Here is a 23,594-nt window from a genome sequence, read left to right as displayed (position 1 = left end):
TTTCTTTTTAGTTAATTTTAGCGATTTGCGCCATTAATTCTGCTTCAGCCACTAATTTTCCATTGGCATAAGCATTCGCTTGCATGTGACAAATTCCTCTTCTGATTGGAGAAATTAAATCACATTTGAAAATCAATGTGTCTCCAGGCAAAACTTTGTGCTTGAATTTCACATTATCAATTTTCATAAAATAAGTTAGGTAATTTTCAGGATCCGGAACAGAACTCAAAATCAAAATTCCACCTGATTGTGCCATCGCTTCTACAATGATAACACCTGGCATTACTGGCGCTCCAGGAAAATGTCCAACAAAGAAACTTTCGTTCATTGTCACATTTTTCAAACCAACCACGTGCGTATCTGACATTTCAATAATTCTGTCGATAAACAAAAATGGAGGTCTGTGAGGCAAAATGCTCATGATTTTGTGAATATCCATCAACGGTTCCTGATTTAAATCATAAACAGGTACCTGATTTCTTTGTTCAATTTTGATGATTTTAGACATTTTTTTAGCGAATTGCGTATTCACAAAATGCCCCGGCTTATTAGCAATAACCTTTCCTTTAATTCTGGTTCCGATTAAAGCCAAATCTCCAACAACGTCAAGTAGTTTGTGACGAGCTGCTTCGTTTGGATAATGCAAGGTCAGGTTATCTAAAATCCCGTTTGGTTTTACCGAGATTTTTTCTTTTCCAAAAGCCACTTTCAGATTTTCCATAGTGCTTTCAGAAATTTCTTTGTCAACATAAACAATAGCATTGTTTAGGTCGCCTCCTTTTATCAGTCCATTTTCAAGCAATGCTTCTAATTCGTGAAGGAAACTAAAAGTTCTTGCATCGGCAATTTCTGTCTTAAAATCAGAAATACTTTTCATCGTAGCATTCTGGGTACCTAGAACCTTAGTACCAAAATCAACCATAGCGGTTACTTGATAATCATCAGATGGCATTACCAAAATTTCACTTCCGGTAGCTTCGTCAGTATATGAAATAACTTCTTTTACAACATATACTTTACGCTCTGTATCTTGTTCTTCGATTCCCGCTTTTTCAATTGCTTCAACGAAGAATTTTGATGATCCGTCCATGATTGGCGGTTCAGAAGCATCCAATTCAATAATAACGTTATCGATATCGCAACCAATGAATGCTGCCAATACGTGTTCAGAAGTTTGGATTTTTACTCCTTTTTTCTCCAAGTTGGTGCCACGCTGTGTATTTACTACATAGTTGGCATCTGCTTCAATAATAGGCTGGCCTTCTAAATCTACTCTTACAAATGTAAAACCATTGTTTACCGGAGCAGGCTTGAAAGTCATTTTTACTTCTTTACCAGTATGCAATCCCACGCCTGTTAGCGAGATTTCATTCTTGATGGTCTTCTGTTTAACCATTGTTTATGCTATTTTCGTTTGTTACTTGTTTTTTTAAGGCTTCTATGTCTGATACTATTTTAGGCAAATTCCTGAAATGAACATACGATTTATTAAAATCGGAATAGCCTAATGCAGGACTACCCTGAACTGTTTCTCCATCAGCAAGGTTTTTACCCACTCCTGATTGTGCTTGAATACGCACACCGTTACCTATAGTAATATGTCCCACTATACCTACCTGACCGCCAATAATGCAGTTATTACCTATTTTGGTAGAGCCTGCAACACCTGTTTGCGATGCTATAACTGTATTTTCACCAATTACAACATTGTGCGCAATCTGGATTTGGTTATCAAGCTTAACACCTTTTTTAATAATAGTAGAACCTAATGTAGCCCTATCAATGGTTGTACAGGAACCGATGTCTACATTATCTTCAATAATAACATTACCAATTTGCGGCACTTTACTGTAAATTCCTTCTTCATTTGGCACAAAACCAAAACCATCAGAACCTATAATAGCTCCTGAATGGATTGTGCATCCTTTGCCAATTTCTGTTTCGGAATAGACACGTACACCTGCAAAAAGTATCGTATTATCACCAATGGTTACATTATCTCCTACAAAACTATTAGGGTATATCTTAACGTTATCCCCTATTTTGACATTTTTGCCAATATAGCAAAAACTTCCCAGATAAAGGTTTTCTCCATAGGTTACGTTTTCAGAAATTACGGAAGGCTGTTCAATACCAGACTTCATCAGCTTCACCTGATTGTAATATTCTAATAATTTTGAAAAAGATTTATAGGCGTCTTCCACCTTAATAAGTGTGGTAGCAATTTCAGATTCCGGAGTAAAAGTAGTATTTACAATCGTGATCGTTGCTTGAGTGGTATAAATATAATTAAGGTATTTAGGGTTTGCCAAAAATGTCAGGGATCCTTCGGAACCTTCTTCTATTTTTGACAATTTATAAACTTCCGCATGGGGATTCCCTACTACTTCACCGTCTAAAATACCTGCTATTTGTTCTGCTGTGAATTTCATCTTGACAAAAATATAAAAATTTGATTTTATTTATGAATTTTCCGCAAGTACTTTTGGGAAACAAATAAAATATTTGGTTACAGGCTTAGAAAGCGCCTTGAGATTGAGCTGATCCGAAGCTTCAACAACATCTTCTATCGTCCTGTCCTTTTTTAAAATTTTGATAGGCTCAACATCCTTATTATAAGCCTGGTTTTTAATTTTTCCTTTAAATATAAAATAGGAAGCTTCCTGTTGTGATATCCTGTAAAAATTAGTCAGCTTTGATTTTAACTCTTCTACATCTTCAGGCGTATATTTTTCGCTATTAAGCTTGATTTTCAATAAGTCCCGATTTACAATCATCTTACTTAAATTGCTCAATATAAAGTCGCTGTGATTCTGCCATGCTTTTAAGGCCGCAACAATATCAGTATCGTCTAACTGTGAAAATTTTTCAAGAACAGTATCATCAAAATCGATTAGTTCTACTTTGTGTTGCATAAAATACAGCAAAGGTTCACTACATGGCAAAACAATTCCTTTTTGAGATAATTCCTTTGCTCTTTTTAATACTCTTACAAGCATATTTTCAGCCACCAAGCTTGTTTTATGCAAATAAGCTTGCCAATACATCAGTCTCCTGGCCATCAGAAATTTTTCAACAGAATAGATTCCTTTTTCTTCAATGACCAAAACATCATCAACCACATTCATCATCTGGATTAATCGGTCAGAATTGATATTTCCTTCTGCAACGCCAGAATAAAAGCTGTCTCTTTTTAGGTAATCCATCCTATCCATGTCCAATTGGCTTGAAATTAGCTGCAGCATAAACTTTCTATGATACTCGCCTTTAAAAACCTGTATTGCCAAAGTAAGCTGCCCGTCAAACTCTTCATTAAGCTTATTCATAAACAATAACGAAATGGCTTCATGGTTTACGTTTTCTACGATACTATGTTCCATAGCATGAGAAAACGGCCCATGTCCTATATCATGTAATAAAATGGCTATGTATAATGCTTTTTCTTCTTCGTTTGAAATAACAACACCTTTATAGCGAAGTACTTCGACAGCTTTCTGCATAATATGCATACAACCTAAAGCATGATGGAATCTCGTATGGTGTGCTCCAGGATATACCAAATAAGACAATCCCATTTGCGAAATCCTACGAAGCCTCTGAAAATAAGGATGTTGGATTAAATCATATAAAAGTGTATCCGGAATCGTGATGAACCCATAAATAGGATCATTAAATATTTTCAGTTTGTTGGTATAGCTCACTGTTGTTAAAATTGGAGTACAAATATAAGCAAGTTAGCCATTTTTTAACTAAAAAGTATAATTAACACTATTTAATATATGCCGTTAAATTGCCGTTAATTGGAACTCTAAACTTCGGGAAGTTGTTTTTAAACCGTAATTTTAAGTATAGAAAAGCTAAAAAAAGAAATCATGAAAAAGATATTTATAGCCGTTGCATTTTTTGCAGGTATTGGTTTTGCTTCGGCACAAATCGATAAAGACGACAATCCACAAGCAGACATACAAGATAAAATACAGCAGGAACCACCTCGAAGTACAGAAATTCAGCAGGAAAGGGCCGCTAAAATAGATGCTGAAAGAAAGAAAAATGAAGAGAATCTCAAAGCAGAAAAAGAAGCTAAAGATAAAGGGCAATCAAAAAATTATACAATAGTAAATCCCGATAAAACAGCCCCTGTTACAAAAGACAGTAGTAAGGGCGTGAAAATCAAAAAAAATAAGAATAAGTAGAATTCTATTTATTGAAGAAAAGGTCTCCTAGTAGTGCGGGAGACCTTTTTTTTATTGATATCGCCTACTTTATGTAATTTATGAAAGACCAAAAATCATGTAACAAAAAGATTTAAAACATAAGACAAAATTGCCCGATTTTTATAAAATTTGAAATTGAACAAAAACAAAATCTTATGAAAAACAATGCGAAACTCATTAGCACCCTGCTCCTATTATTTTGGGCTTTTATAGCAGGCTGTAGCAATTGTGATGATGGCTCATCAAATGATAGCCAGGAAAGTCAAAATGTCGTAATAGACAGTACTTCTACAAAATAACAAAAGGCTCGGAATGAGCCTTTTGTTTTTATATTCGCTAACTAAATAAATTTGCCCGAAAAATTTCGAACTTGTCCGTCAATGCTATCGGTCAGGGGTGTTTTCTGTGATTACCCTGGCTTCTGGCGTCCTCAGAGAGGATCTCGTAAAAGAATGCGGCCTGTAGTCAACATGATCTTCTTCAAGAGATTTTTCATACATCATCTTTGCCTTTTCATTAAATTCTTCTGATTCAAGATACTTCAGGTTTTGCATGTTATTGTAGGCTACGGTCTGATTACCGCCAAACCATTCAACATCCCATTCTTCAATTGTTTTGTTTCTGTCCGTTTCCATGATTGTAAGAGTGTTAAGTTACACAAGCAATTTAGTAACGTAAATTTAATAAAATTTTAGTAAAAACAAAAATTAAATGATTATATTTCAATAATTTACATCTTTTTTTTCATATAACACAATTGCTTCCTTCTCCTTTCGTTATTACAAAACAAAATCTTCGAATCAGACCTTGAAACTGTGTGTTTTTATTGGTTTATTTTTACATAAATTTTAAGAGATACGAAAGACAAAAGTGTTAAATTGCGATGTAATTGTTACTATAAAACTATCCGAAAAATATGGACAAAATAAAGATACTCTGGGTTGATGACGAAATTGATCTACTTAAGCCACACATTCTATTTCTTGAGAAAAAAAACTATGATGTAACCACTTGCAATAATGGCCGGGATGCTCTGGATATCTTTGAAGAAGGCAATTTTGATATTGTTTTTCTTGATGAAAATATGCCTGGTATGAGCGGTTTAGAAACGCTTTCAGAAATGAAAGAAAAAAAGACTGCCACTCCAATCATTATGATCACAAAAAGTGAAGAAGAGTACATCATGGAGGAAGCCATAGGCTCCAAAATTGCAGATTATCTTATCAAGCCTGTTAATCCGAATCAGATTCTTCTGAGCCTGAAAAAAAACCTAGACCATACAAGACTTGTTTCCGAAAAGACTACACTAGACTACCAAAAAGAGTTCCGAAAGATTTCTATGGAATTGGCTATGGTAAATTCTTACGAAGACTGGATAGAATTGTATCAAAAATTACTGTATTGGGAATTGGAGCTTGAAAACATTGACGATCAGAGCATGTTTGAAATTCTGGAATCTCAAAAGGTTGAAGCCAATTCACAATTTGGGAAGTTTATAGAGCGTAATTATGAAGATTGGTTTTTGCAAAATGCAGACAGGCCAACCTTATCCCATACTCTTTTTAAAGAACTGGTTCTCCCGGAATTAAAGAAGAAAGACCGTCCTACATTGTTTGTTGTTATTGACAACCTGCGTTACGACCAATGGAAAGCTTTTGAAAGCGTGGTTGGCAACCATTATAAACTGGAAAAGGAGACACCATTTTTCTCTATTCTTCCAACGGCTACACAATATGCCAGAAATGCCATATTTTCTGGACTTACGCCTTTGGAAATGGAAAAAAAATATCCTCAATACTGGAAGAATGACGTAGAAGACGGAGGTAAAAACCTATATGAAGCGGAATTCCTGACTGAACAGTTAAAACGCCTCGGAATGAATATCAAGCAGGATTATTTTAAGATTACCAATTTTGCCGGAGGAAAAAAACTGGTCGACAATTTCAAGACATTGAAAAACAACGACCTCGTTACAGTTGTGTATAATTTTGTGGACATGCTTTCGCATGCTAAAACCGAAATGGATGTCGTAAAAGAATTGGCTTCTAATGACAAAGCCTATCGCTCTCTTACACTAAGCTGGTTTAAAAATTCGCCTCTTTTAGAAATCATACAGCAAGCTCAGCAATTGGGCTTCCGTTTGATCCTGACAACCGATCATGGTACGATAAACGTAAAAAATCCATCAAAAGTTATTGGTGATAGGAACACCAGCCTAAACCTTCGTTATAAAACAGGAAGAAGCCTTACGTATGAAGAAAAGGATGTTTTTGCTATAAAAGACCCAAAAAGCGTACAGCTGCCTGCAATTAATATGAGCAGTTCTTATATTTTTGCAAAAAATGATTATTTCCTGGCCTATGTGAACAATTACAACCACTATGTCAGCTATTACCGAAATACCTATCAACATGGCGGAATATCGCTTGAGGAAATGATCATTCCGTTTTTGGTATTCAACCCAAAATAGAATTTTTACTTTATGGAAATACAATTTACGCTTGACGAAATCAATCAAGTCGCTCAAAAAATATTATTACAAAAACCTCATAAGGTCGTATTATTTCACGGGGATATGGGAGCCGGAAAAACAACCATGATCAAAGCTCTTTCAAGAGCTTTGGGTGTTTCCAATGCAACTTCAAGTCCGACATTTTCTTTAGTTAACGAATATGAAACCGACGGAGGTGAAATTGTCTATCATTTTGATGTTTATCGTTTGAATAGCGAAAGTGAAGCCTATGACATGGGAATCGATGAATATCTTTATTCAGGAGAATGGTGTTTTATAGAATGGGCAGAAAAAATCCCAAATCTTATTCCTACCGAACATTCAATTATTACTATAAAGGTTGAAAAGGACGGGAAAAGAAAACTAATTTTAAAATAATTTTTACAACTCACCCTGGCAGGGTTTAATAACCCTGCCAGGGTTGTTAATTTTTATAGTACTGATATCTTGCGACTTCATAACTTTTTATTAACTTAGACCTTTAATACACAGCAGGAAATATGTCATTCACACCTTTCACAAAACAGCAGTTGATTCCTCAAGAGGAAAAGCTGGAAGTTGCACGCAAAAAAAGCGACCTGTTCATTGGAATCCCTAAAGAATCTTCTTATCAGGAACGCCGAATCTGTCTGACACCTGATGCAGTGAATACGTTAACCTCTCACGGACACCGAATTTTGATAGAAGCCGGAGCTGGAGAAAGTTCCAGTTATAGTGACCAGGAATACAGCAGTGCCGGTGCTGAAATTACACAGGATACTAAAAAAGTATTCAACTGTCCGATGGTATTAAAAGTAGAGCCTTTGACATTGCTGGAAATTGAAATGATGAACAGCAATTCACTCGTTATTTCTGCTCTACAAATCAAAACTCGTAAAAAAGAATATTTTGAAGCCTTAGCCAAGAAAAAAATTACGGCTCTTGCATTTGAATTTATAAAAGATGACGATGGCTCCTATCCTGCCGTAAAATCATTAAGTGAAATTGCTGGAACCGGTTCTATCTTAATTGCAGCCGAATTAATGATCAACAATCAATTTGGGAAAGGACTTCTTTTTGGTAATATTACTGGCGTACCTCCTACTGAAGTTGTTATTATAGGCGCAGGAACAGTAGCTGAATTTGCTGCAAGAACGGCCATAGGCCTTGGAGCCAACGTAAAAGTTTTTGACAATTCTATTACAAAACTACGCAGGCTGCAGAATAACCTGAACCAGAGAATTTTCACTTCGACCATACAGCCCAAATCCTTATTAAAAGCTTTACGCAGATGTGATGTAGCTATAGGCGCCATGAAAGGCAAGGATCGATGCCCGGTAGTTGTTTCAGAAACTATGGTCGAACACATGAAAAAAGGTGCTGTAATTGTAGATGTTAGTATTGATACCGGAGGCTGTTTTGAAACTTCTGAGGTCACTACACATGAAAAGCCTACTTTTATCAAGAATAACGTAATCCATTACTGTGTACCCAACATACCTTCCCGTTATTCAAAAACTGCTTCGCTTTCTATCAGTAATATCATCACGCCTTCCCTATTGCAGATTGCTGAAGATGGAGGAATTGAAAGTGCTATCCGCTGTAACAAAGGACTCAAAAACGGAGTTTACTTCTACCACGGCATACTGACGAATAAAACCATAGCAGATTGGTTTGATTTGCCGGGAAGCGACATCAATTTAATTGTTTTTTAATCTTATCTTTGCGCCAAAATCAATTCTAATGAAATTTTCACAACGCCTCGCCTATTATCTGGGGGGATTATTACTAGGAACTATAATTGTCGTTTATTTTCTTCAGGCCAAAGCCGAATCCAGAAACGTAAGTTTTTGTTATTTGCCAAACTGCCGCGTACTTCAGGATTTGAGAAAGAAGCCGCTTCATTATAGTCCGGAATCAGAAGCCACTTTAAAAGAAAATTGGGTGACATTGCAGGATATTAAAAACTGTATGCAATATGGTGATGTTGATTTCTCAACAAGTAATGAGCCATTCAAAGGAGGAAAAATTTATTTTATAAAAGGCAAAAACACTAAAGGCGAACCAATTACGGTTTCCATGGTTAATTATTCCGATAAGGTCCTTCTGAACGAAATAAAAAAAGATTAAAAAAAGCAGGCAAAAGCCTTGCAAATACAAATAGTTCGTGTATATTTGCACTCGCAATCAGGGCGATTAGCTCAGTTGGTTCAGAGCATCTGGTTTACACCCAGAGGGTCGGGGGTTCGAATCCCTCATCGCCCACAGAAAACTCAAGCCTCACAAGGATTTCCTAGTGAGGCTTTTTCTTTGGTACAATATAGACATAGCATTATTTAGTTATTGCATGCTATTTTATAAAACTGTTTGATTACAACGCTGTAAAATTTATAGAAAATTAAATATTCAAATGAAGTCAAAAACATTAATGTTTATCTTATCTCTTTTAATTGCTGTTGTGGTAATCTATCTTTTCCGATATAAAATACTTGGGATTGAAAAATTCGTTGAAAAAAGAGTAAGTTGTGCTGAATATTCGGATGGTGGTGGTGAAACGACAACAACATATGGGGTTCTTGAATTTTCTAAAGACGATGTTCTGTATTATACAGAGGATTCAAACCATAGGAATAATGGTTATAAAAAATCTTTTAAATATTCCAAGAAAGATAATTACATCTATATCAAAAGAAGAACTGAGGATTATATGCTTGTTGATTTTGATACAATGAGAATTGTTGGAGATACATTACGCGGTTACTCCGGAACGGAATTTATCAAACAATAATGAAAAAATATTCACATGTTATTTCTGTTTTTTTGTGTACTATTGTAAATACCCTATACCGCATATATACATCTTAGGGTTAGATATGCATTATTTAAATAGCAGGCATCTATAAGCTAGCTGCCATTAAACAAACCCGAATGACTAAAAAAGCCTTTGTATTCCTTTTTATTTTTAACTCACTGACCATAAGTCTATATGCGCAAAACTACGAAAGGTATAAAAAATTAAAGGATACAACCATAACTTCTAAATATCTCGGATTTAAAAAAGACATTTCCGTATTGGTTCCAATAGAATGGCAAAATGAGTTAAAAAATAAATTCCCATTGATTATTGTATTTGACAAGCAAAATCAAAGAAGCCATAATTATATAATTAATACAATTGATTACCTCACAAGTAATGAGCTAATACCATCCTCGATAATAATTAGCATACAATCGGAACAGCGTTATCGTTATATTGAAACACAATATAAAATTTCTGATCCAAGCGGGCTTGCTTCAGAGAATGAAAAATTCATTTTTGACGAACTTATTCCACTTGCCGAAAAAGAATATAAGGCTGCACCTTTTAGGTTATTGATTGGCCATTCAAGATATGGTTATTTCACAACATCACTTTTTAATTCCAGAATAAATGATTTGAACGCCGTCATCTCTATAAGTCCATTTTTTACCCAGAAAAATATAGACTTAACGGATTCAATTAGCAAATTAAATAAACGCTCACATAATTCTAAAAAATATTATCGTTTTGCTATAGGCAACGATTTCCCAGAAGATTTCATTAAAATGGATTCCGGTTTGAGTAAACGTACCCCTAATCCTTTTTTAGATAGTAAAGGGTCTCGTTTTAAAGAAGCCGGTCATAATGCTACACCGGGTTTATTTGTAAGCACGGCACTTTATGAAATATTTGAAGAATGGTCAGCTATTCAGGCAAAATATTCGTCAATTACGCAAAACGATTTAAATATCAAGACCTCTCTTGACCAAGAGATTTTATCAAACTATGGAACCAAGCTAAATTTTTCACTTGGTGTTTTAAATGGTAAGGGATGGCATTTTTACAATGAAAAACAATATGATAAGGCTATTCAAGCTTGGCAGATTTTGATGGCTTCCTACCCTAAATTTTCGGAAGGCTACTTATACATACTAAATGCTCAAATTAAACTAAAACATAATCCTAATAAAACGGTTGAAGATTTCAAGAAATCTTTGGCTAATTCCGATTTTTACACAGAAAAGGCAAAGAAGGAACTACTGACGGAATTACAAGAAATAATAAAATAAATGGTAGCTAACAGGGTCATTAACTCAGCGGTTCAGAGTGTTACCTTGACAGGGTAGAAGTCACTGGTTCGATTCCAGTATGACCCACAGATTTTAATCTTGTCCTAGCAAAAAGATAAACAACAAAAAGCCGGTTTCAATAGAAACCGGCTTTTTTATTTATATCGAAAATCACTTCCCTTCTCTCCTATCTTTTTCTTCAATATTATTTTCATCGATAGCCCCATTAGTTTAAATAAGCCTTATCCATTTTACCAGTTATCCGCAAAAACCCTCCACTTATTCCCAAATAGAACCACTTATTACTTTACTGTTTTAATTTGTGATAAAAAACTTACTTTTATTATTAAATTTTGATACATTTAAAAACTATTTCATTGGTCATGATTCGTCATAACTCAATGAAGCAAAGCATATTAAAAATTTAAGTATAAGTAAGCACATCCCCCAGTATAAATAACCCTAATTGCCATATAGCCATTAGTACAACGACCTATTTAATGCCATAAATTTTAAACATTTTAACTTAATCCATATTATTTATGAATGCAAAAATTAGATTAGTGGCGCTGGCACTTTGTTCAGGCGCATTTTGTGCACAGGCGCAAAACACGGTAGTGGGAACTGGAACTTTAGGAACCGGAAACGTGGCCCCTCCCTCTACCCAGAATACGGTAGTCGGATCCCTTATTGGCGGTTCTGCAAACACGGGAGGTGCCAATTCCTTTTTTGGATACCAGGCCGGAATGGCCAATGCGGGTGGCGGAAAGAACACGTTCTTGGGTGCGCTTGGGGGCGTGAGCAACATATCGGGAGGCGAAAACGTGTTTACAGGCTATTCTTCCGGATTTAAGAGCACGTCAGGAAACTACAATGTATTTACCGGGGCCTACTCTGGCTATAACTCTTCCAAGGCAAGCAATAACGTTTTTACAGGCTGGTCAGCAGGATATTCCAACATAAAGGGTGAGCATAACGTGTTCAGCGGCTATAAATCGGGGTACTATAATACAGCAGACGGTAATGTTTTTTACGGTGCCTATTCAGGCCAGAATAATACGACCGGGTATGGAAATGTTTTTTCCGGGACATATGCCGGATTTAGCAACATCACTGGGGCGCTTAATACTTTTACAGGAAACAATTCCGGATATAGCAATACGGGATGGAGCAATAGCTTTTACGGGTATGATTCGGGACGCTCAAACACATCGGGATATGCCAATACCTTTGCAGGAAACAATTCAGGATATTCCAATATAGGGGGCAGTGAAAATAGCTTTTACGGATACGATTCAGGCCGCCTAAACACGAGCGGATTCCAGAATAGCTACCTGGGCTTTAATGCCGGCTACGGTAACACTACCGGCTCACAAAACGTATCTGTTGGAGCCAGTTCGGGATATAAAAGCGCTACGGCTATTGACAACGTCTTTGTCGGTTTTGTGGCAGGATTCAATACAACAACTTCGTCCAACACTTTTGTAGGCAGCGGGGTCGGGTTTTTGAATTCAACTGGTGAAGGCAATACTTATATTGGAGCAAGTGCGGGACACGATAGCAAGATTGGTTCGCGTAACGTGTTTTTAGGCAATAGTGCCGGGTATTTCGAACAAGCCAGCAATAAGCTGCATATCGCAAACAATGCGGCGACTACGCTAATCTATGGCGATTTTTCAACCGGAAAAGTAGGCATTGGGGGAATCAACACATATGCAACACCAGATACTTTCCCTGCAACAGCTGGAGCAGTAAGCTTGGCCAACTACAAGCTGTTCGTAAAAGGAGGCATCCTGACGGAAGAGGTAAGAGTCAATCTTATGTCGGCATGGGCAGATTATGTCTTTGCTCCTGAGTATCAGTTAAAGCCATTGGCTGAAGTTGAGACTTTTATCAAAGAAAACGGCCACCTGCCAAACGTTCCTTCTGCAGCAAAAGTAGCGGAAGAAGGTATTGAATTGGGTGAAATAGCTAAAATACAACAAGAAAAAATCGAAGAACTCACACTTTATTTGATCGAGCAGAACAAGAAAATAGAAGAGCTTACGAAACAGGTAAAAATCTTATCAGAGAGAAATTAAATATTCGTTTAACATTAAAGACACACAATATGAAAAACGTATATTTAATATACCTCTCCTTTCTGCTATTTGCCTTTAAGGGCTATTCGCAGGGAAGTGACGTGATATTCTGGGTAGACAATAGCGGCTCTATTAACGACACTGAGTACAGTGAAATGTCTGGATCTATTCAGGCTATAATGGAAAAAGTGATTGCATGCAATCCCGCCAATAGAATTTCTGTAGTACAATATGCATCGACAAATAATGCAGCTGATTCCAAAATCTGGATTGAGACTCCTTTTACCAACGTAGCTACAACTTTTACTAGGCGAACAGCTCTCGGGAATAATGATTTTGCACATGAATCACTAAAATTAATCGGAAATGCACTTGACGGTATCCCGAATGCAAACATACTAAGCCCAACAACGACATTGAACCAGACACCAGGCAACTCTCTTGTAATTTATTTTTTTACAGATGCTGGCAGAGCTCTTGGAGGATCGTATTTAGTTAATGCCCTATCTACTACTATCGGAACAAATCCGGCTTTCCTTAATTACACTTCTTTCAAAACAACAAGGAATGCTACTTTTATTGTTACAATGGTTGTTACCGGTACAGGTGATGTTACTTGGGATTTAGAAGCAAAGAATGCTGGAGCAGCAATAGCAAGCGGCGGTGGTTCTTATATAGGAACAATAGAATCTTATCCTGCCGACCCAGATGGGCCTGGCGTAACACCCCGATTCTTACTTCATAAGCTCACTTTTAGCTTGACAGCAGCAGAAATTGATAACGTAACAGAAGACATCTGCTCTATTGCAGTTGAAAATTGTGTTCCTGATCTTGTCCTTGTCTCTCCAACCCATGATGTAAACATCGGAACCCAGGATAATCGACAAGCATCAAATTCTATAACGGCATCAAATAGTATAATCAGCAACACTAGTGATGGAGGTGTCGGAATATATCATGCTGGAAATACAATTGTGCTTATGCCAGGATTCCACAGTATGTATCGTTCCCGATTCAGAGCCTATATCCAAGAGTGCCCGAGTGACTTTGTGGGAAGAGAAGCTAATCTTGAACCAAATAAGGATAATGGAAAAGAAGAAAATATCAGCCTATTTCCAAACCCTTCAAGCACTAGCGTAACCATTTCGCTAAATTCTTCTTTAATACAACATATATCCATTGTTTCGATGGACAGAAGAACGATGCTTGACAAGGAAATCAAAGGAGCAGAAAAATATGATATAGCTGTTAGCGACTATAAAGAAGGCATCTATCTTGTTACGGTTACTACTGTTGATGGAAAGATTTTTAAATCAAAACTGGTTAAGAAATAATCTGGAAACAATTTATATCCTAGAAATATAACTCTTTTAACAACAAAAAGCCGGTTTCGTTTGAAACCGGCTTTTATATATATATTCCAGGAAACTACTTCCCTTTTCTTCTACCTCTTTCAGCTTTGATAAGGTTCAATTCCCTGCTGGTCTGTCCTGCCACTGAAGTATTTTCCTCAGCTCTGCGGATTAAATAAGGCATCACATCCCTAACGGGTCCAAAAGGAAGATATTTAGCAACATTATAGCCATTTGACGCAAGGTTATAGCTAATATTATCACTCATCCCATACAATTGGCCGAACCAAACTCGAGCATCTCCTTTTTCAATATTATTTTCATCCATAAGCTTCATCAACTTATAAGAGCTGTCCTCATTATGGGTTCCTGCAAAAATGGCCATTTTTTCCAAATGCTCTACCATATACATTACAGCCGTATCATAATTCACATCGGTCGCTTCTTTTGAAATACAGATTGGAGAAACATAGCCTTTTTCTTCAGCACGTTTGTTTTCCTTTTCCATATAAGCACCACGAACTAGCTTCATACCGATGTAAAAACCTTCAACTTTGGCAATCTCATGGATTTTTTTCAGGTAGTCTACCCTATCCCAACGATATAATTGTAACGTATTAAAAACAATTGCCTTTTCCTTATTGTATTTACGCATCATTTCCAATACCAAATCGTCAGCCGCATCTTGCATCCAGCTTTCTTCAGCATCGATCAATAACGCCACATCTTTTGCATGAGCCGTTTTACAAACCAGATCAAATCGGTTTAGGACACGTTGCCATTCTTCAGCTTCTTCTTTCGAAAATTCTTTTCCTTCTCCTAGCCTCTCATACAATTCAAATCTACCCAGACCTGTAGGCTTAAAAACAGCAAACGGAATAGCCTGTCTTTCTTTGGCAAATTCAATCGTTTTTAAAGTCATTTCGAGCGCCTGGTCAAATTGCTCCTCTTCTTCCTTTCCTTCAACAGAGTAATCAAGAACAGATGAAACTCCTTTTGTAAACATTTTATCTACTACAGTAAGACAATCCTCTTCATTAACTCCACCACAAAAGTGATCAAAAACGGTTGCCCTAATCAAGCCCTCTACAGGTAAATGTGCTTTTAAAGCAAAATTTGTGACTGCCGTACCAATACGTACTAATGGTTCTGAAGCAATCATTTTAAAAAGAAAATAAGCCCTATCCAGTTCAGTATCACTCTTTAGCGCAAAAGCAACTTGTGTATTGTTGAAAATCTTTTCCATTCGTTTGTTTAATAATGTTGCAAATATAAATAGAGCTTCGTGATTTTTTTCTTAAAAATTGCCTTATTTTGCCTTTTAAAATTACAAATAAGCAATTATATGACGCTTATCTGGATCCGTCATGAGTTGCCTCTCAAAAACATCAGATGAAACCAATTGAAGCTAACGGATATTCTATATTTTTTAATGAAAATGCTTACGAAGCATTAAACAGCCATTTGGCAGAAAATAAGTATTCTTCTATCTTTATTTTAGCAGATAGCGATACTAACGAATACTGCCTCCCTATATTTCTTCCCAACCTAGAGACCGACTTAAATATCGAAATCGTCGAATTTGAGCCGGGAGAAACCAACAAAAACATCGAAACTTGTGTTGAGCTTTGGAATGTACTGACGGAACTGGGTGCTGACAGAAAAAGCCTCGTTATTAATGTAGGTGGCGGTGTCGTAACTGATATGGGCGGTTTTGTAGCTTCTACATTTAAAAGAGGAATTAATTTTATTAATGTACCGACTACACTATTGGCTATGGTCGATGCTTCTGTTGGAGGAAAAAACGGAATCGACCTGGGAAGTCTAAAAAATCAAATCGGCGTTATTAACGTACCTCAGATGGTTTTGATTGACACCAACTATTTAGAGACATTACCGCAAAATCAAATGCGTTCCGGATTAGCTGAAATGCTTAAACACGGATTGATTTTTGATAAAAAATACTGGTCATTATTTTTAGACTTAAACAATTTAAATACAGGCGATTTAGACACTTTAATTTATCAATCAGTTGAAATAAAAAACAACATCGTAACACAAGACCCAAAAGAAAATGGACTGCGTAAATCTCTAAATTTTGGACATACTTTAGGACATGCTATCGAAAGCTATTTCCTGGAAAACGAAAACAAAACATCCTTACTCCATGGTGAAGCGATTGCTGCCGGAATGATTCTAGAGAGTTATATTTCATTGAGAAAAAATCTGATTTCAGATATGGAATTTGAAGAAATCAAAAACGGAATAGATAATATTTTTGAAAGGATCGTTTTTGAAGAAAAAGACATCCAACCTATACTTGAATTGCTCATTCACGACAAGAAAAATGAATATGGAACTATCCAATTTGCGCTTCTTGATGGAATTGGCGGCATATCAACAGGGCAAAAAGCTGATAACGAATTGATTATAGATGCATTTTTAGAATATAATTCTTAATATATTTTTAATAAAAATCATTGCAAATCAGTTAGAATATTTTTTACATTTGCCCAAATGAAAAAAAGTCAAAACACCAATTCTTTTTCGGCCGCAGGTGCAGAAAACAAAGCAACTTTTCAGTATTTCCTGAAAGGCTCTTTTGGTGTAAAAAGCATCCATAATTTTGATATTTTTCAATACTCAAATATGTATCAGGAAAAGCTACCTATTATTTATGCAAATATTAGGGTATGAAGTTTAGATTAAAAATTGTTTTTTTCTTATTTTTAATCTAAAATCCTGACAAATAAATGAATACAAAATATTTTGACCTAATCAACCAAACTTACTATTTCCCTCAAGATGAGTTTAAACTAAACAAAGACAACCTTCAATTCCATAACATCGACTTGATGAAACTTGTGGAACAGTATGGCACGCCTTTGAAATTCACTTACTTACCTCAAATTTCCAACAATATCAACCGGGCTAAAGCCTGGTTTAGAAAAGCGATGGAAAAAAACAAATACGAAGGGAAATACTATTACTGCTATTGCACAAAAAGCTCTCACTTTGAATTTGTAATGAATGAGGCTTTCAAAAACAATATCCATATTGAAACATCATCAGCTTTTGATATTAATATCGTAGAAAACCTTCTTGAAAACGGTAAGATAAACAAAAGCACTTATGTAATCTGTAACGGCTTCAAAAGAGACCAATACATTACTAATATTGCCCGATTAATTAATAACGGCCATAAAAATGCCATTCCAATTATTGACAACTACGAAGAACTAGACCTTCTTCAGGCTGAAATAAAAGGAAAATTCAAAATCGGAATCAGAATTGCTGCCGAGGAAGAACCGAAATTTGAATTCTATACCTCTAGATTAGGTATTGGGTATAAAAACATAGTGAACTTCTACAAAAAACAGATTCAGGAAAACAAAAACCTGGAACTTAAGATGCTTCACTTTTTTATCAATACCGGTATTAACGATAACTCTTATTACTGGAATGAGCTTGTAAAGTGTATCAAGGTTTATATCGCTCTTAAAAAAGAATGTCCTACTTTGGACGGATTGAATATTGGCGGTGGATTCCCTATCAAAAACTCACTTGCTTTTGAATACGATTACCAATATATGATTGACGAAATCATCAATCAGATTAAAATTGCGTGTGAAGAAGCTGAAGTAGATGTGCCAAACATCTTTACTGAATTTGGTTCGTTTACTGTTGGAGAAAGCGGCGGTGCTATCTATCAGGTACTGTATCAAAAACAGCAAAATGACAGAGAGAAATGGAATATGATTGACTCATCTTTCATTACTACGCTACCAGACACTTGGGCAATCAACAAGCGTTTTATTATGTTGGCTGTCAATCGATGGAACGATCAGTACGAAAGAGTATTGCTTGGCGGAATGACTTGTGACAGTGATGACTATTACAACTCTGAGCAGAACATGAACGCCATCTATATGCCAAAATACAATAAAGAAAAACCTTTGTATATTGGATTTTTCAATACAGGTGCTTATCAGGAAACTATTGGAGGCTTCGGCGGAATACACCACTGTCTGATTCCTCAGCCAAAACACATCTTGATTGACCGTGATGAAAATGGTATTTTGGCTACTGAAGTTTTTTCTGAGCAACAAAGTTCAGAAGATATTTTAAAAATATTAGGTTACGCGAAAAAATAATTTATTTTTGGGAAATAATTAAAAGCGGGTTTTTTCCGCTTCAAACCATCCGGTGTACCACTTTTCAAAATCAACTTTGAATTGCTATCGGACAAATATTAAATACAGAAACTAACAAACAACAAAATGAGTAAAGGACCAATCAGTCAATTTATTGAGAAGTACTACCTGCATTTCAATTCTGCCACTGTAGTTGATGCGGCAAAAGCCTATGAACAACAATTACAGAATGGTGCAAAAATGATGGTGACTTTGGCTGGCGCCATGAGTACGGCTGAAATCGGAAAGATTTTTGCCGAAATGATTAGAAAAGACAAAGTTCAGATTATTTCCTGTACAGGAGCTAATTTGGAAGAAGATATCATGAATCTTGTTGCGCATTCTCACTATGAAAGAGTTCCAAATTATCGCGATTTGACGCCACAACAAGAATGGGATTTATTAGAAAGAGGATTAAACCGTGTTACAGATACTTGTATTCCTGAGCATGAAGCTTTCAGAAGATTACAAAAGCATATCTATAAAATATGGAAAGATGCTGATGATGCAGGAGAACGCTATTTCCCACATGAATTCATGTACAAAATGTTGCTTTCTGGTGTATTGGAAGAATATTATGAAATTGACTTAAAAGATAGCTGGATGTATGCCGCTGCTGAGAAAAATCTTCCTATTATCGTTCCAGGTTGGGAAGACAGCACAATGGGTAACATTTTCGCCTCTTATGTTATCAAAGGCGAGCTAAAAGCTTCTACAATGAAGTCAGGAATCGAATACATGACTTTCCTTGCTGACTGGTATACAAAAAACAGCGACAAAGGTATTGGCTTCTTCCAAATTGGAGGAGGAATCGCAGGAGATTTCCCTATCTGTGTTGTACCTATGCTTTATCAGGATATGGAAATGCATGATGTTCCTTTCTGGAGCTACTTCTGCCAGATTTCAGATTCAACTACCAGCTACGGTTCCTATTCAGGAGCAGTTCCAAATGAGAAAATCACTTGGGGTAAACTTGATATTAATACTCCAAAATTTGTTATTGAGTCGGATGCTACCATTGTAGCCCCATTAATTTTTGCTTACCTACTAGACTTATAATAAAAATTGTATGAAAAGAATTATTGTAGATTATTCTAAACTAACCAATGAAATTCTGACTTTGCTTGTCGAAAAATTTCCTGATGGATATGACGACTCCAATATCATCCGTTTCAAAAATGCTAAAAACGAATTGGTAGAAGCTGTTGAAGTTAGAACAGAAGACACTATCTATCTGGTAAAAGTGAGCACCAAACTTGCCAGCAGAATCGAAAACTTTGATGAAGACGATGATTTAGAAGATGTAACGGTACCAATGGAAGCCATTAAAGATCTTGATTTGGATGATGATGATGCAAACGATGATGAAGAGGATGAAAAAGAAGATAAAATCGAGCTTGATGACGATGAGGACGATGAAGACAGAGATATCGCTGATATCGCTGATGATGAAGACGACGACGAAGATTAACTTCTTTCCGCATAAATAAAAAAACGGAACTCAAATTGAGTTCCGTTTTTTTATTTATATAATTCCTTAGTAGAATAAAAAAATCACGTATTTAACAATTAAAGACTTAATTATACGTAATTTGTCGTATATTTATGAATATACATCGATATTTTTCTTAAAACAAATGTATATTTTATAAATTTATACTCTACCACCAAAACATAAGATCATGCAACTGTTTAAAAGCAACGGAAAGGAAAAACACTGCCAGGAATGGTTTGATTTCAAAACCCTGATTGCCCTGAAAATAATTTTTCTTTTATGGGCCCTTTCTATTTTAGGAATTTACCTTCGTATGTTCGAAATTACACGCGGTTTTAAAATCGTCATCCCAATTGCCTTCGGGCTTTTCCTCCTATCTTTATTTTCCAGGAACAAACACATCAAGGAAAAAGGAATCGCTCTTTTCTTATTTGCTCTTATATTGTTTGCTATCGTACAGGTGATTGATCTTTTTGCTGGAACCCGCTATTTTTCAAAATTATAAGTAACGCTCCATAAAGATCTTTTGATGGTGCTTTTGGTGTCCGATAATTATAAAACCTAAAGCTCTTACCGAAATGTCATATCCGGATGCAACTCCCATTCTCTTTAAAACTTCTTCATTGAAGTTATTAAACAGCGCTATGGTAGCTTGTCTGACTATGGCAAGTTCTGTCAGTAAATCCCGAATACTTCTTTTGTCAGCACCGGCAATAGCAGCATAATCATTTTCTTCAAAACCTGGTAAAGATGTCTTATCATTTCTTGCAATTCGTAGCGCACGATAAGCAAAAATTCTTTCCGAATCCATCAAATGCTGGATGATATCTTTTATGGTCCATTTTCCTTCAGCATATCGATAATCATATTTATCCAAAGGAATATTCTGTACAAATTTTATAAATTCATGAACTGATATTTCAAGTTCCTCAATCAGATTAGCTTCCTGATCTACTTTAGAAATATAAGTAGAATAATAAGGTGCAAATTCTGTTGGTAATAATTGGTCTGTTTTCATAGTATTTTAAGCAGAGTTTCTACTGGCATTAATATTTCCAAAAAGTGAGCGCATTACGATCTTTTCATAAATTTTCAGCATTTCTTCATCTTGTCCACCTTTTAGATTTAATTCATTTATTTTAGTTAAGGCATATTGCTGAATTGTGAGCAGTGGCAATACAATTTGTTCCCGCATTTGTATGGAGGCCTTCCCATCAGGATAGTTTTCCATCAAGGTTTCAAAACCGGATACTTTTAGTACCAGTCTTTTTGTTTCTTTAAATTCATTAAAAATGATTTCCCAAAATTCGCCAAATTCAGGATCATCTTTCATATAAGATGTCAACGGGAAAAATGATTTAGCCAACGACATCATGCTGTTTTCAATCAAAGTTTTAAAGAATAATGAATGATCATACAAATCTTGAACTTCCTGCCACTTACCATTATCTTCAAAATGCTTCAATGCTGAACCTACTCCAAAAAAACCAGGTACATTTTGCTTCAACTGACTCCATGCTCCCACAAAAGGAATAGCTCGAAGATCATTAAAATCAAGCTTCTCAGATTGGCTTCTTTTTGAAGGACGGCTTCCTATATTTGCCATTGCATAATATTTTAGCGCACTTCTTCTTTCCAGATACGGGATAAATTTAGGATGGTTCTTAAAATCGGAGTATTCCCTATAGCTTATTTGCGAAAGCGATTCCAATGTCTGTTTTTCAGTATCAGAAAGTTTGTTTTCTCCTTTATTAAAAAACTGATTGGCCGCTCCGGCACTTAACAGGTTTTCAAGATTATAACGGCAAGAATCCAAAGTTCCGAAATTAGAACTAATAGTCTGCCCTTGTATTGTTATCTGTATTTCATTATTTTCTATGTCCGGACCTTGCGAAGCATAAAATTTATGCGTCTTTCCTCCTCCTCTGGCTGGCGGTCCGCCTCTTCCATCAAAGAAAATAACTTCAATTCCATACTCTCTGGAAATTGCAGTTAACGCTTCTTTGGCTTTGTAAATACTCCAATTCGCCATCAGATAACCTCCATCTTTTGTACCATCTGAGAAACCTAGCATAATGGTCTGCTTATTGTTTCGGAATTTTAAATGCTGTGAATATAACGGATTCGTATACAACGTTTTCATCACCTGTTCTGCATTTTCCAAATCCTCTACGGTTTCAAAAAGAGGAACAATATCAACAGGAGCGTTTTCCCATCCACACAATCGGAATAAAGTATAGGTTTCCAGAACATTTAAAGCGCTCTGGTTATTACTGATGATATATCGGTTGGCTCCTAATTCTCCATTTTGTTCCTGGATTTTCTGAATAGCATATATTGATTCGACAGTCGCTCTGGTTATTTCATCTTCAAACCATTCCGGGTCAAGATTTGCAGCAGCTTTTGACAGCCAATCCAATTTCTCCTTTTCATTTAATGCGGAATAATCGGTTGGAAAAACAGACAAGTTGTGTTCGTTTGTAATTTTTACTATGTCTTTAATAACCTTATCATGGATTTTACTGTTTTGTCGGATATCCAAAGTGGCAAAGTAAAACCCAAAAAGATTGACCTTATTGATAAATTCATCCAAATCGTCAAGATATAACGATTGGTGATTTTCTATAATTCGGGTGCGTATGTCCAACAACGTGGCTTTCATTTCATCCAGTGTTATATACAAATCACCTTCGGAATAGAATACGGAACGGTAAATTTTATGTTCAAGTTCTGTCCAGAGCATATCCACCTGATGAAAAGTCAGTTTTCTTTTCAAATCCCGAATATCTCTGTAATAACATTTTAGTATAGAAGTACGTAATCTTTCAGTTACCTGTAATGTAATATCGGTTGTCACAAAAGGATTTCCATCGCGATCGCCTCCTGGCCAGAATCCTAGATTTAGGATTTGATTTTTAGGCAATTCTCCATCATAAATGTTTTTCTGGAAGAAATGCATCATTTTTCCTGCCGTTTCATAAAAAACGTTTTCAAGATACCAAGTCAAGCTGACTGCTTCGTCAAAAGGGGTCGGTTTTTCTTTTTTGATGAATGGTGTTTTTCCTAGCTGCGCCAGTAATTCACGCATTCTTTTCAGATTATTGCTTCTGATAGCATCTTCAAGGTCGGTGATAATTCCTAAAACCGAACCCGGATAAAACTGTGTCGGGTGCGCTGTGAGGACAGTGCGAATTTTAAATTCTTCAAAAAAAGCTTTTAGTTCTTCCAGACTATCTTTAGATTCTGCCTTGTCTTTTGTATTCCGTAGCGAATTTTCTCCATCAAGATTGTTAACAACAGAAAAAGCAGCATCTTCAATAGCATCAAATAAAACCACTTGCCTTTCTACATATTGGATAAACCGAAACATCAGGTCAATTTTTTCTTTTTCGGAAGCATTATCCAAATATTTTTCAGAGAAAAAATCTACAATTTGCTGCGGGTTCCATTCTTTTTTAAATCCCGACTCACAAACTTCAGCAAAAAGCGGAAGCATAATTCCGGTATTGCCAATATTATCAAACGGAAGTGTAATCAGAATACTGTTATATATCTGGTATTTAGCGAGTACGTTTTCTTCAAACCTCTCTAATCTCGGGGAAGTGTACATGGGTGTAATTTTGTATTAAATTAATAAAAAAACCCTCAAGTTTTCACAAGAGGGTCTTAAATTATTCTT

At 35.9% G+C, this 23,594-nt stretch carries 23 protein-coding genes and 2 tRNA genes; 18 read left to right on the top strand and 7 right to left on the bottom strand.

Annotated elements, in window-relative coordinates:
- Nucleotides 1–7 precede the first annotated feature (7 nt).
- The 3 genes from FJA49_RS05745 to FJA49_RS05735 are packed head-to-tail and all read right to left on the bottom strand — an operon-like array spanning nucleotide 8 to nucleotide 3,701.
- Entirely contained in the window at nucleotides 8–1,396 is a 1,389-nt protein-coding gene (locus tag FJA49_RS05745) for a bifunctional UDP-3-O-[3-hydroxymyristoyl] N-acetylglucosamine deacetylase/3-hydroxyacyl-ACP dehydratase (RefSeq protein WP_139999785.1), read from the bottom strand.
- Entirely contained in the window at nucleotides 1,389–2,432 is a 1,044-nt protein-coding gene (gene lpxD / locus FJA49_RS05740) for a UDP-3-O-(3-hydroxymyristoyl)glucosamine N-acyltransferase (RefSeq protein ID WP_139999783.1), read from the bottom strand. The genes FJA49_RS05745 and lpxD overlap by 8 nt, the downstream gene beginning before the upstream one ends.
- Nucleotides 2,433–2,462: 30 nt before the next feature.
- Nucleotides 2,463–3,701 (bottom strand): HD domain-containing protein, encoded by a 1,239-nt coding sequence (locus FJA49_RS05735; RefSeq protein WP_139999781.1) that lies wholly within the window; start codon nucleotides 3,699–3,701, stop codon nucleotides 2,463–2,465.
- A 171-nt stretch (nucleotides 3,702–3,872) separates the two neighbouring features.
- On the opposite strand from FJA49_RS05735, the gene FJA49_RS05730 reads away from it, so the two are divergent.
- Both FJA49_RS05730 and FJA49_RS18395 read left to right on the top strand, forming a co-directional pair.
- Nucleotides 3,873–4,193, top strand: coding sequence for a hypothetical protein (locus FJA49_RS05730; protein WP_139999779.1), 321 nt, complete (start codon nucleotides 3,873–3,875; stop codon nucleotides 4,191–4,193).
- Nucleotides 4,194–4,369: 176 nt separating this feature from the next.
- A complete protein-coding gene (locus FJA49_RS18395; RefSeq protein ID WP_158629448.1) occupies nucleotides 4,370–4,513 on the top strand; it encodes a hypothetical protein in 144 nt (47 codons plus the stop codon).
- A gap of 84 nt (nucleotides 4,514–4,597) precedes the next feature.
- Here FJA49_RS18395 and FJA49_RS05725 read toward each other — a convergent pair whose 3' ends face one another.
- Nucleotides 4,598–4,849, bottom strand: a complete 252-nt coding sequence (locus tag FJA49_RS05725; protein ID WP_139999777.1) for a hypothetical protein — start codon at nucleotides 4,847–4,849, stop codon at nucleotides 4,598–4,600.
- A gap of 281 nt (nucleotides 4,850–5,130) precedes the next feature.
- On the opposite strand from FJA49_RS05725, the gene porX reads away from it, so the two are divergent.
- The 10 genes from porX to FJA49_RS05675 all read left to right on the top strand — a co-directional run bounded on the left by porX (nucleotide 5,131) and on the right by FJA49_RS05675 (nucleotide 14,209).
- On the top strand, nucleotides 5,131–6,684 hold the full coding sequence (gene porX, locus FJA49_RS05720; protein ID WP_139999775.1) for a T9SS response regulator signal transducer PorX: 1,554 nt from the start codon (nucleotides 5,131–5,133) through the stop codon (nucleotides 6,682–6,684).
- A 12-nt stretch (nucleotides 6,685–6,696) separates the two neighbouring features.
- Nucleotides 6,697–7,104: a tRNA (adenosine(37)-N6)-threonylcarbamoyltransferase complex ATPase subunit type 1 TsaE gene (gene tsaE, locus FJA49_RS05715; protein WP_139999773.1), complete on the top strand. Its 408-nt coding sequence runs from the start codon at nucleotides 6,697–6,699 to the stop codon at nucleotides 7,102–7,104.
- Between the two features lie 122 nt (nucleotides 7,105–7,226).
- Nucleotides 7,227–8,420: an alanine dehydrogenase gene (locus FJA49_RS05710; RefSeq protein WP_139999771.1), complete on the top strand. Its 1,194-nt coding sequence runs from the start codon at nucleotides 7,227–7,229 to the stop codon at nucleotides 8,418–8,420.
- A gap of 28 nt (nucleotides 8,421–8,448) precedes the next feature.
- Nucleotides 8,449–8,835 (top strand): DUF4258 domain-containing protein, encoded by a 387-nt coding sequence (locus FJA49_RS05705; RefSeq protein WP_139999769.1) that lies wholly within the window; start codon nucleotides 8,449–8,451, stop codon nucleotides 8,833–8,835.
- A 60-nt stretch (nucleotides 8,836–8,895) separates the two neighbouring features.
- Nucleotides 8,896–8,970 (top strand) — tRNA-Val (locus tag FJA49_RS05700).
- A 145-nt stretch (nucleotides 8,971–9,115) separates the two neighbouring features.
- On the top strand, nucleotides 9,116–9,493 hold the full coding sequence (locus FJA49_RS05695) for a hypothetical protein (RefSeq protein ID WP_139999767.1): 378 nt from the start codon (nucleotides 9,116–9,118) through the stop codon (nucleotides 9,491–9,493).
- 140 nt (nucleotides 9,494–9,633) lie between these two features.
- A complete protein-coding gene (locus FJA49_RS05690; RefSeq protein WP_139999765.1) occupies nucleotides 9,634–10,794 on the top strand; it encodes a hypothetical protein in 1,161 nt (386 codons plus the stop codon).
- Between the two features lie 13 nt (nucleotides 10,795–10,807).
- Nucleotides 10,808–10,881: transfer RNA gene (locus FJA49_RS05685), tRNA-Val, on the top strand.
- 455 nt (nucleotides 10,882–11,336) lie between these two features.
- Entirely contained in the window at nucleotides 11,337–12,875 is a 1,539-nt protein-coding gene (locus tag FJA49_RS05680) for a serine-rich family protein (RefSeq protein ID WP_139999763.1), read from the top strand.
- Nucleotides 12,876–12,904: 29 nt separating this feature from the next.
- Nucleotides 12,905–14,209 (top strand): 3-coathanger stack domain-containing protein, encoded by a 1,305-nt coding sequence (locus FJA49_RS05675; protein WP_139999761.1) that lies wholly within the window; start codon nucleotides 12,905–12,907, stop codon nucleotides 14,207–14,209.
- A 94-nt stretch (nucleotides 14,210–14,303) separates the two neighbouring features.
- Here the strand turns inward: FJA49_RS05675 and FJA49_RS05670 are convergent, their stop codons facing one another.
- Nucleotides 14,304–15,473 (bottom strand): proline dehydrogenase family protein, encoded by a 1,170-nt coding sequence (locus tag FJA49_RS05670; RefSeq protein WP_139999759.1) that lies wholly within the window; start codon nucleotides 15,471–15,473, stop codon nucleotides 14,304–14,306.
- Between the two features lie 146 nt (nucleotides 15,474–15,619).
- Here FJA49_RS05670 and aroB point away from each other — a divergent pair, with 146 nt between their 5' ends.
- The 6 genes from aroB (at nucleotide 15,620) to FJA49_RS05640 (ending at nucleotide 20,420) form a co-directional block, all read left to right on the top strand.
- A complete protein-coding gene (aroB, locus tag FJA49_RS05665; RefSeq protein ID WP_139999757.1) occupies nucleotides 15,620–16,687 on the top strand; it encodes a 3-dehydroquinate synthase in 1,068 nt (355 codons plus the stop codon).
- Between the two features lie 57 nt (nucleotides 16,688–16,744).
- The gene (locus tag FJA49_RS05660; protein ID WP_139999755.1) at nucleotides 16,745–16,924 is read left to right on the top strand and encodes a hypothetical protein; all 180 of its coding nucleotides are present in this window, start codon (nucleotides 16,745–16,747) and stop codon (nucleotides 16,922–16,924) included.
- Nucleotides 16,925–16,980: 56 nt separating this feature from the next.
- Entirely contained in the window at nucleotides 16,981–18,381 is a 1,401-nt protein-coding gene (locus FJA49_RS05655) for a type III PLP-dependent enzyme domain-containing protein (RefSeq protein ID WP_139999752.1), read from the top strand.
- Nucleotides 18,382–18,507: 126 nt separating this feature from the next.
- Nucleotides 18,508–19,479 carry a deoxyhypusine synthase family protein gene (locus FJA49_RS05650; protein ID WP_139999750.1) on the top strand — a complete coding sequence of 324 codons (972 nt, stop codon included), beginning with the start codon at nucleotides 18,508–18,510 and terminating at the stop codon, nucleotides 19,477–19,479.
- Between the two features lie 10 nt (nucleotides 19,480–19,489).
- Complete coding sequence (locus tag FJA49_RS18390) at nucleotides 19,490–19,891, top strand: DNA primase (protein WP_158629447.1); 402 nt, start codon at nucleotides 19,490–19,492, stop codon at nucleotides 19,889–19,891.
- Nucleotides 19,892–20,102: 211 nt separating this feature from the next.
- Complete coding sequence (locus FJA49_RS05640) at nucleotides 20,103–20,420, top strand: hypothetical protein (RefSeq protein ID WP_139999744.1); 318 nt, start codon at nucleotides 20,103–20,105, stop codon at nucleotides 20,418–20,420.
- Here FJA49_RS05640 and FJA49_RS05635 read toward each other — a convergent pair.
- Together FJA49_RS05635 and FJA49_RS05630 are read right to left on the bottom strand one after the other, a co-directional pair.
- Nucleotides 20,415–20,933 (bottom strand): DinB family protein, encoded by a 519-nt coding sequence (locus FJA49_RS05635; RefSeq protein WP_139999742.1) that lies wholly within the window; start codon nucleotides 20,931–20,933, stop codon nucleotides 20,415–20,417. The genes FJA49_RS05640 and FJA49_RS05635 overlap by 6 nt on opposite strands.
- A 6-nt stretch (nucleotides 20,934–20,939) precedes the next feature.
- On the bottom strand, nucleotides 20,940–23,525 hold the full coding sequence (locus tag FJA49_RS05630) for a phosphoenolpyruvate carboxylase (protein WP_139999740.1): 2,586 nt from the start codon (nucleotides 23,523–23,525) through the stop codon (nucleotides 20,940–20,942).
- Nucleotides 23,526–23,594: the final 69 nt, after the last annotated feature.

The organism is Flavobacterium microcysteis, from assembly GCF_006385255.1.
Lineage (GTDB): Bacteria > Bacteroidota > Bacteroidia > Flavobacteriales > Flavobacteriaceae > Flavobacterium > Flavobacterium microcysteis.
Note: the sequence above shows the minus strand (reverse complement) of the source record. Positions and strands in the feature narration are given on the sequence as shown.

Bases quoted from the DNA above. Each gene is read 5' to 3' on its own strand.
- FJA49_RS18390 (WP_158629447.1), top strand. From the start codon at position 19,490: ATGAAAAGAATTATTGTAGATTATTCTAAACTAACCAATGAAATTCTG.
- FJA49_RS05630 (WP_139999740.1), bottom strand. From the start codon at position 23,525: ATGTACACTTCCCCGAGATTAGAGAGGTTTGAAGAAAACGTACTCGCT.
- FJA49_RS05730 (WP_139999779.1), top strand. From the start codon at position 3,873: ATGAAAAAGATATTTATAGCCGTTGCATTTTTTGCAGGTATTGGTTTT.
- tsaE (WP_139999773.1), top strand. From the start codon at position 6,697: ATGGAAATACAATTTACGCTTGACGAAATCAATCAAGTCGCTCAAAAA.
- FJA49_RS05690 (WP_139999765.1), top strand. From the start codon at position 9,634: ATGACTAAAAAAGCCTTTGTATTCCTTTTTATTTTTAACTCACTGACC.
- FJA49_RS05705 (WP_139999769.1), top strand. From the start codon at position 8,449: ATGAAATTTTCACAACGCCTCGCCTATTATCTGGGGGGATTATTACTA.
- FJA49_RS05680 (WP_139999763.1), top strand. From the start codon at position 11,337: ATGAATGCAAAAATTAGATTAGTGGCGCTGGCACTTTGTTCAGGCGCA.
- FJA49_RS05660 (WP_139999755.1), top strand. From the start codon at position 16,745: ATGAAAAAAAGTCAAAACACCAATTCTTTTTCGGCCGCAGGTGCAGAA.
- porX (WP_139999775.1), top strand. From the start codon at position 5,131: ATGGACAAAATAAAGATACTCTGGGTTGATGACGAAATTGATCTACTT.
- lpxD (WP_139999783.1), bottom strand. From the start codon at position 2,432: ATGAAATTCACAGCAGAACAAATAGCAGGTATTTTAGACGGTGAAGTA.
- FJA49_RS05710 (WP_139999771.1), top strand. From the start codon at position 7,227: ATGTCATTCACACCTTTCACAAAACAGCAGTTGATTCCTCAAGAGGAA.
- FJA49_RS05695 (WP_139999767.1), top strand. From the start codon at position 9,116: ATGAAGTCAAAAACATTAATGTTTATCTTATCTCTTTTAATTGCTGTT.
- FJA49_RS05745 (WP_139999785.1), bottom strand. From the start codon at position 1,396: ATGGTTAAACAGAAGACCATCAAGAATGAAATCTCGCTAACAGGCGTG.
- aroB (WP_139999757.1), top strand. From the start codon at position 15,620: ATGAAACCAATTGAAGCTAACGGATATTCTATATTTTTTAATGAAAAT.
- FJA49_RS05640 (WP_139999744.1), top strand. From the start codon at position 20,103: ATGCAACTGTTTAAAAGCAACGGAAAGGAAAAACACTGCCAGGAATGG.
- FJA49_RS05655 (WP_139999752.1), top strand. From the start codon at position 16,981: ATGAATACAAAATATTTTGACCTAATCAACCAAACTTACTATTTCCCT.
- FJA49_RS18395 (WP_158629448.1), top strand. From the start codon at position 4,370: ATGAAAAACAATGCGAAACTCATTAGCACCCTGCTCCTATTATTTTGG.
- FJA49_RS05675 (WP_139999761.1), top strand. From the start codon at position 12,905: ATGAAAAACGTATATTTAATATACCTCTCCTTTCTGCTATTTGCCTTT.
- FJA49_RS05725 (WP_139999777.1), bottom strand. From the start codon at position 4,849: ATGGAAACGGACAGAAACAAAACAATTGAAGAATGGGATGTTGAATGG.
- FJA49_RS05670 (WP_139999759.1), bottom strand. From the start codon at position 15,473: ATGGAAAAGATTTTCAACAATACACAAGTTGCTTTTGCGCTAAAGAGT.
- FJA49_RS05635 (WP_139999742.1), bottom strand. From the start codon at position 20,933: ATGAAAACAGACCAATTATTACCAACAGAATTTGCACCTTATTATTCT.
- FJA49_RS05650 (WP_139999750.1), top strand. From the start codon at position 18,508: ATGAGTAAAGGACCAATCAGTCAATTTATTGAGAAGTACTACCTGCAT.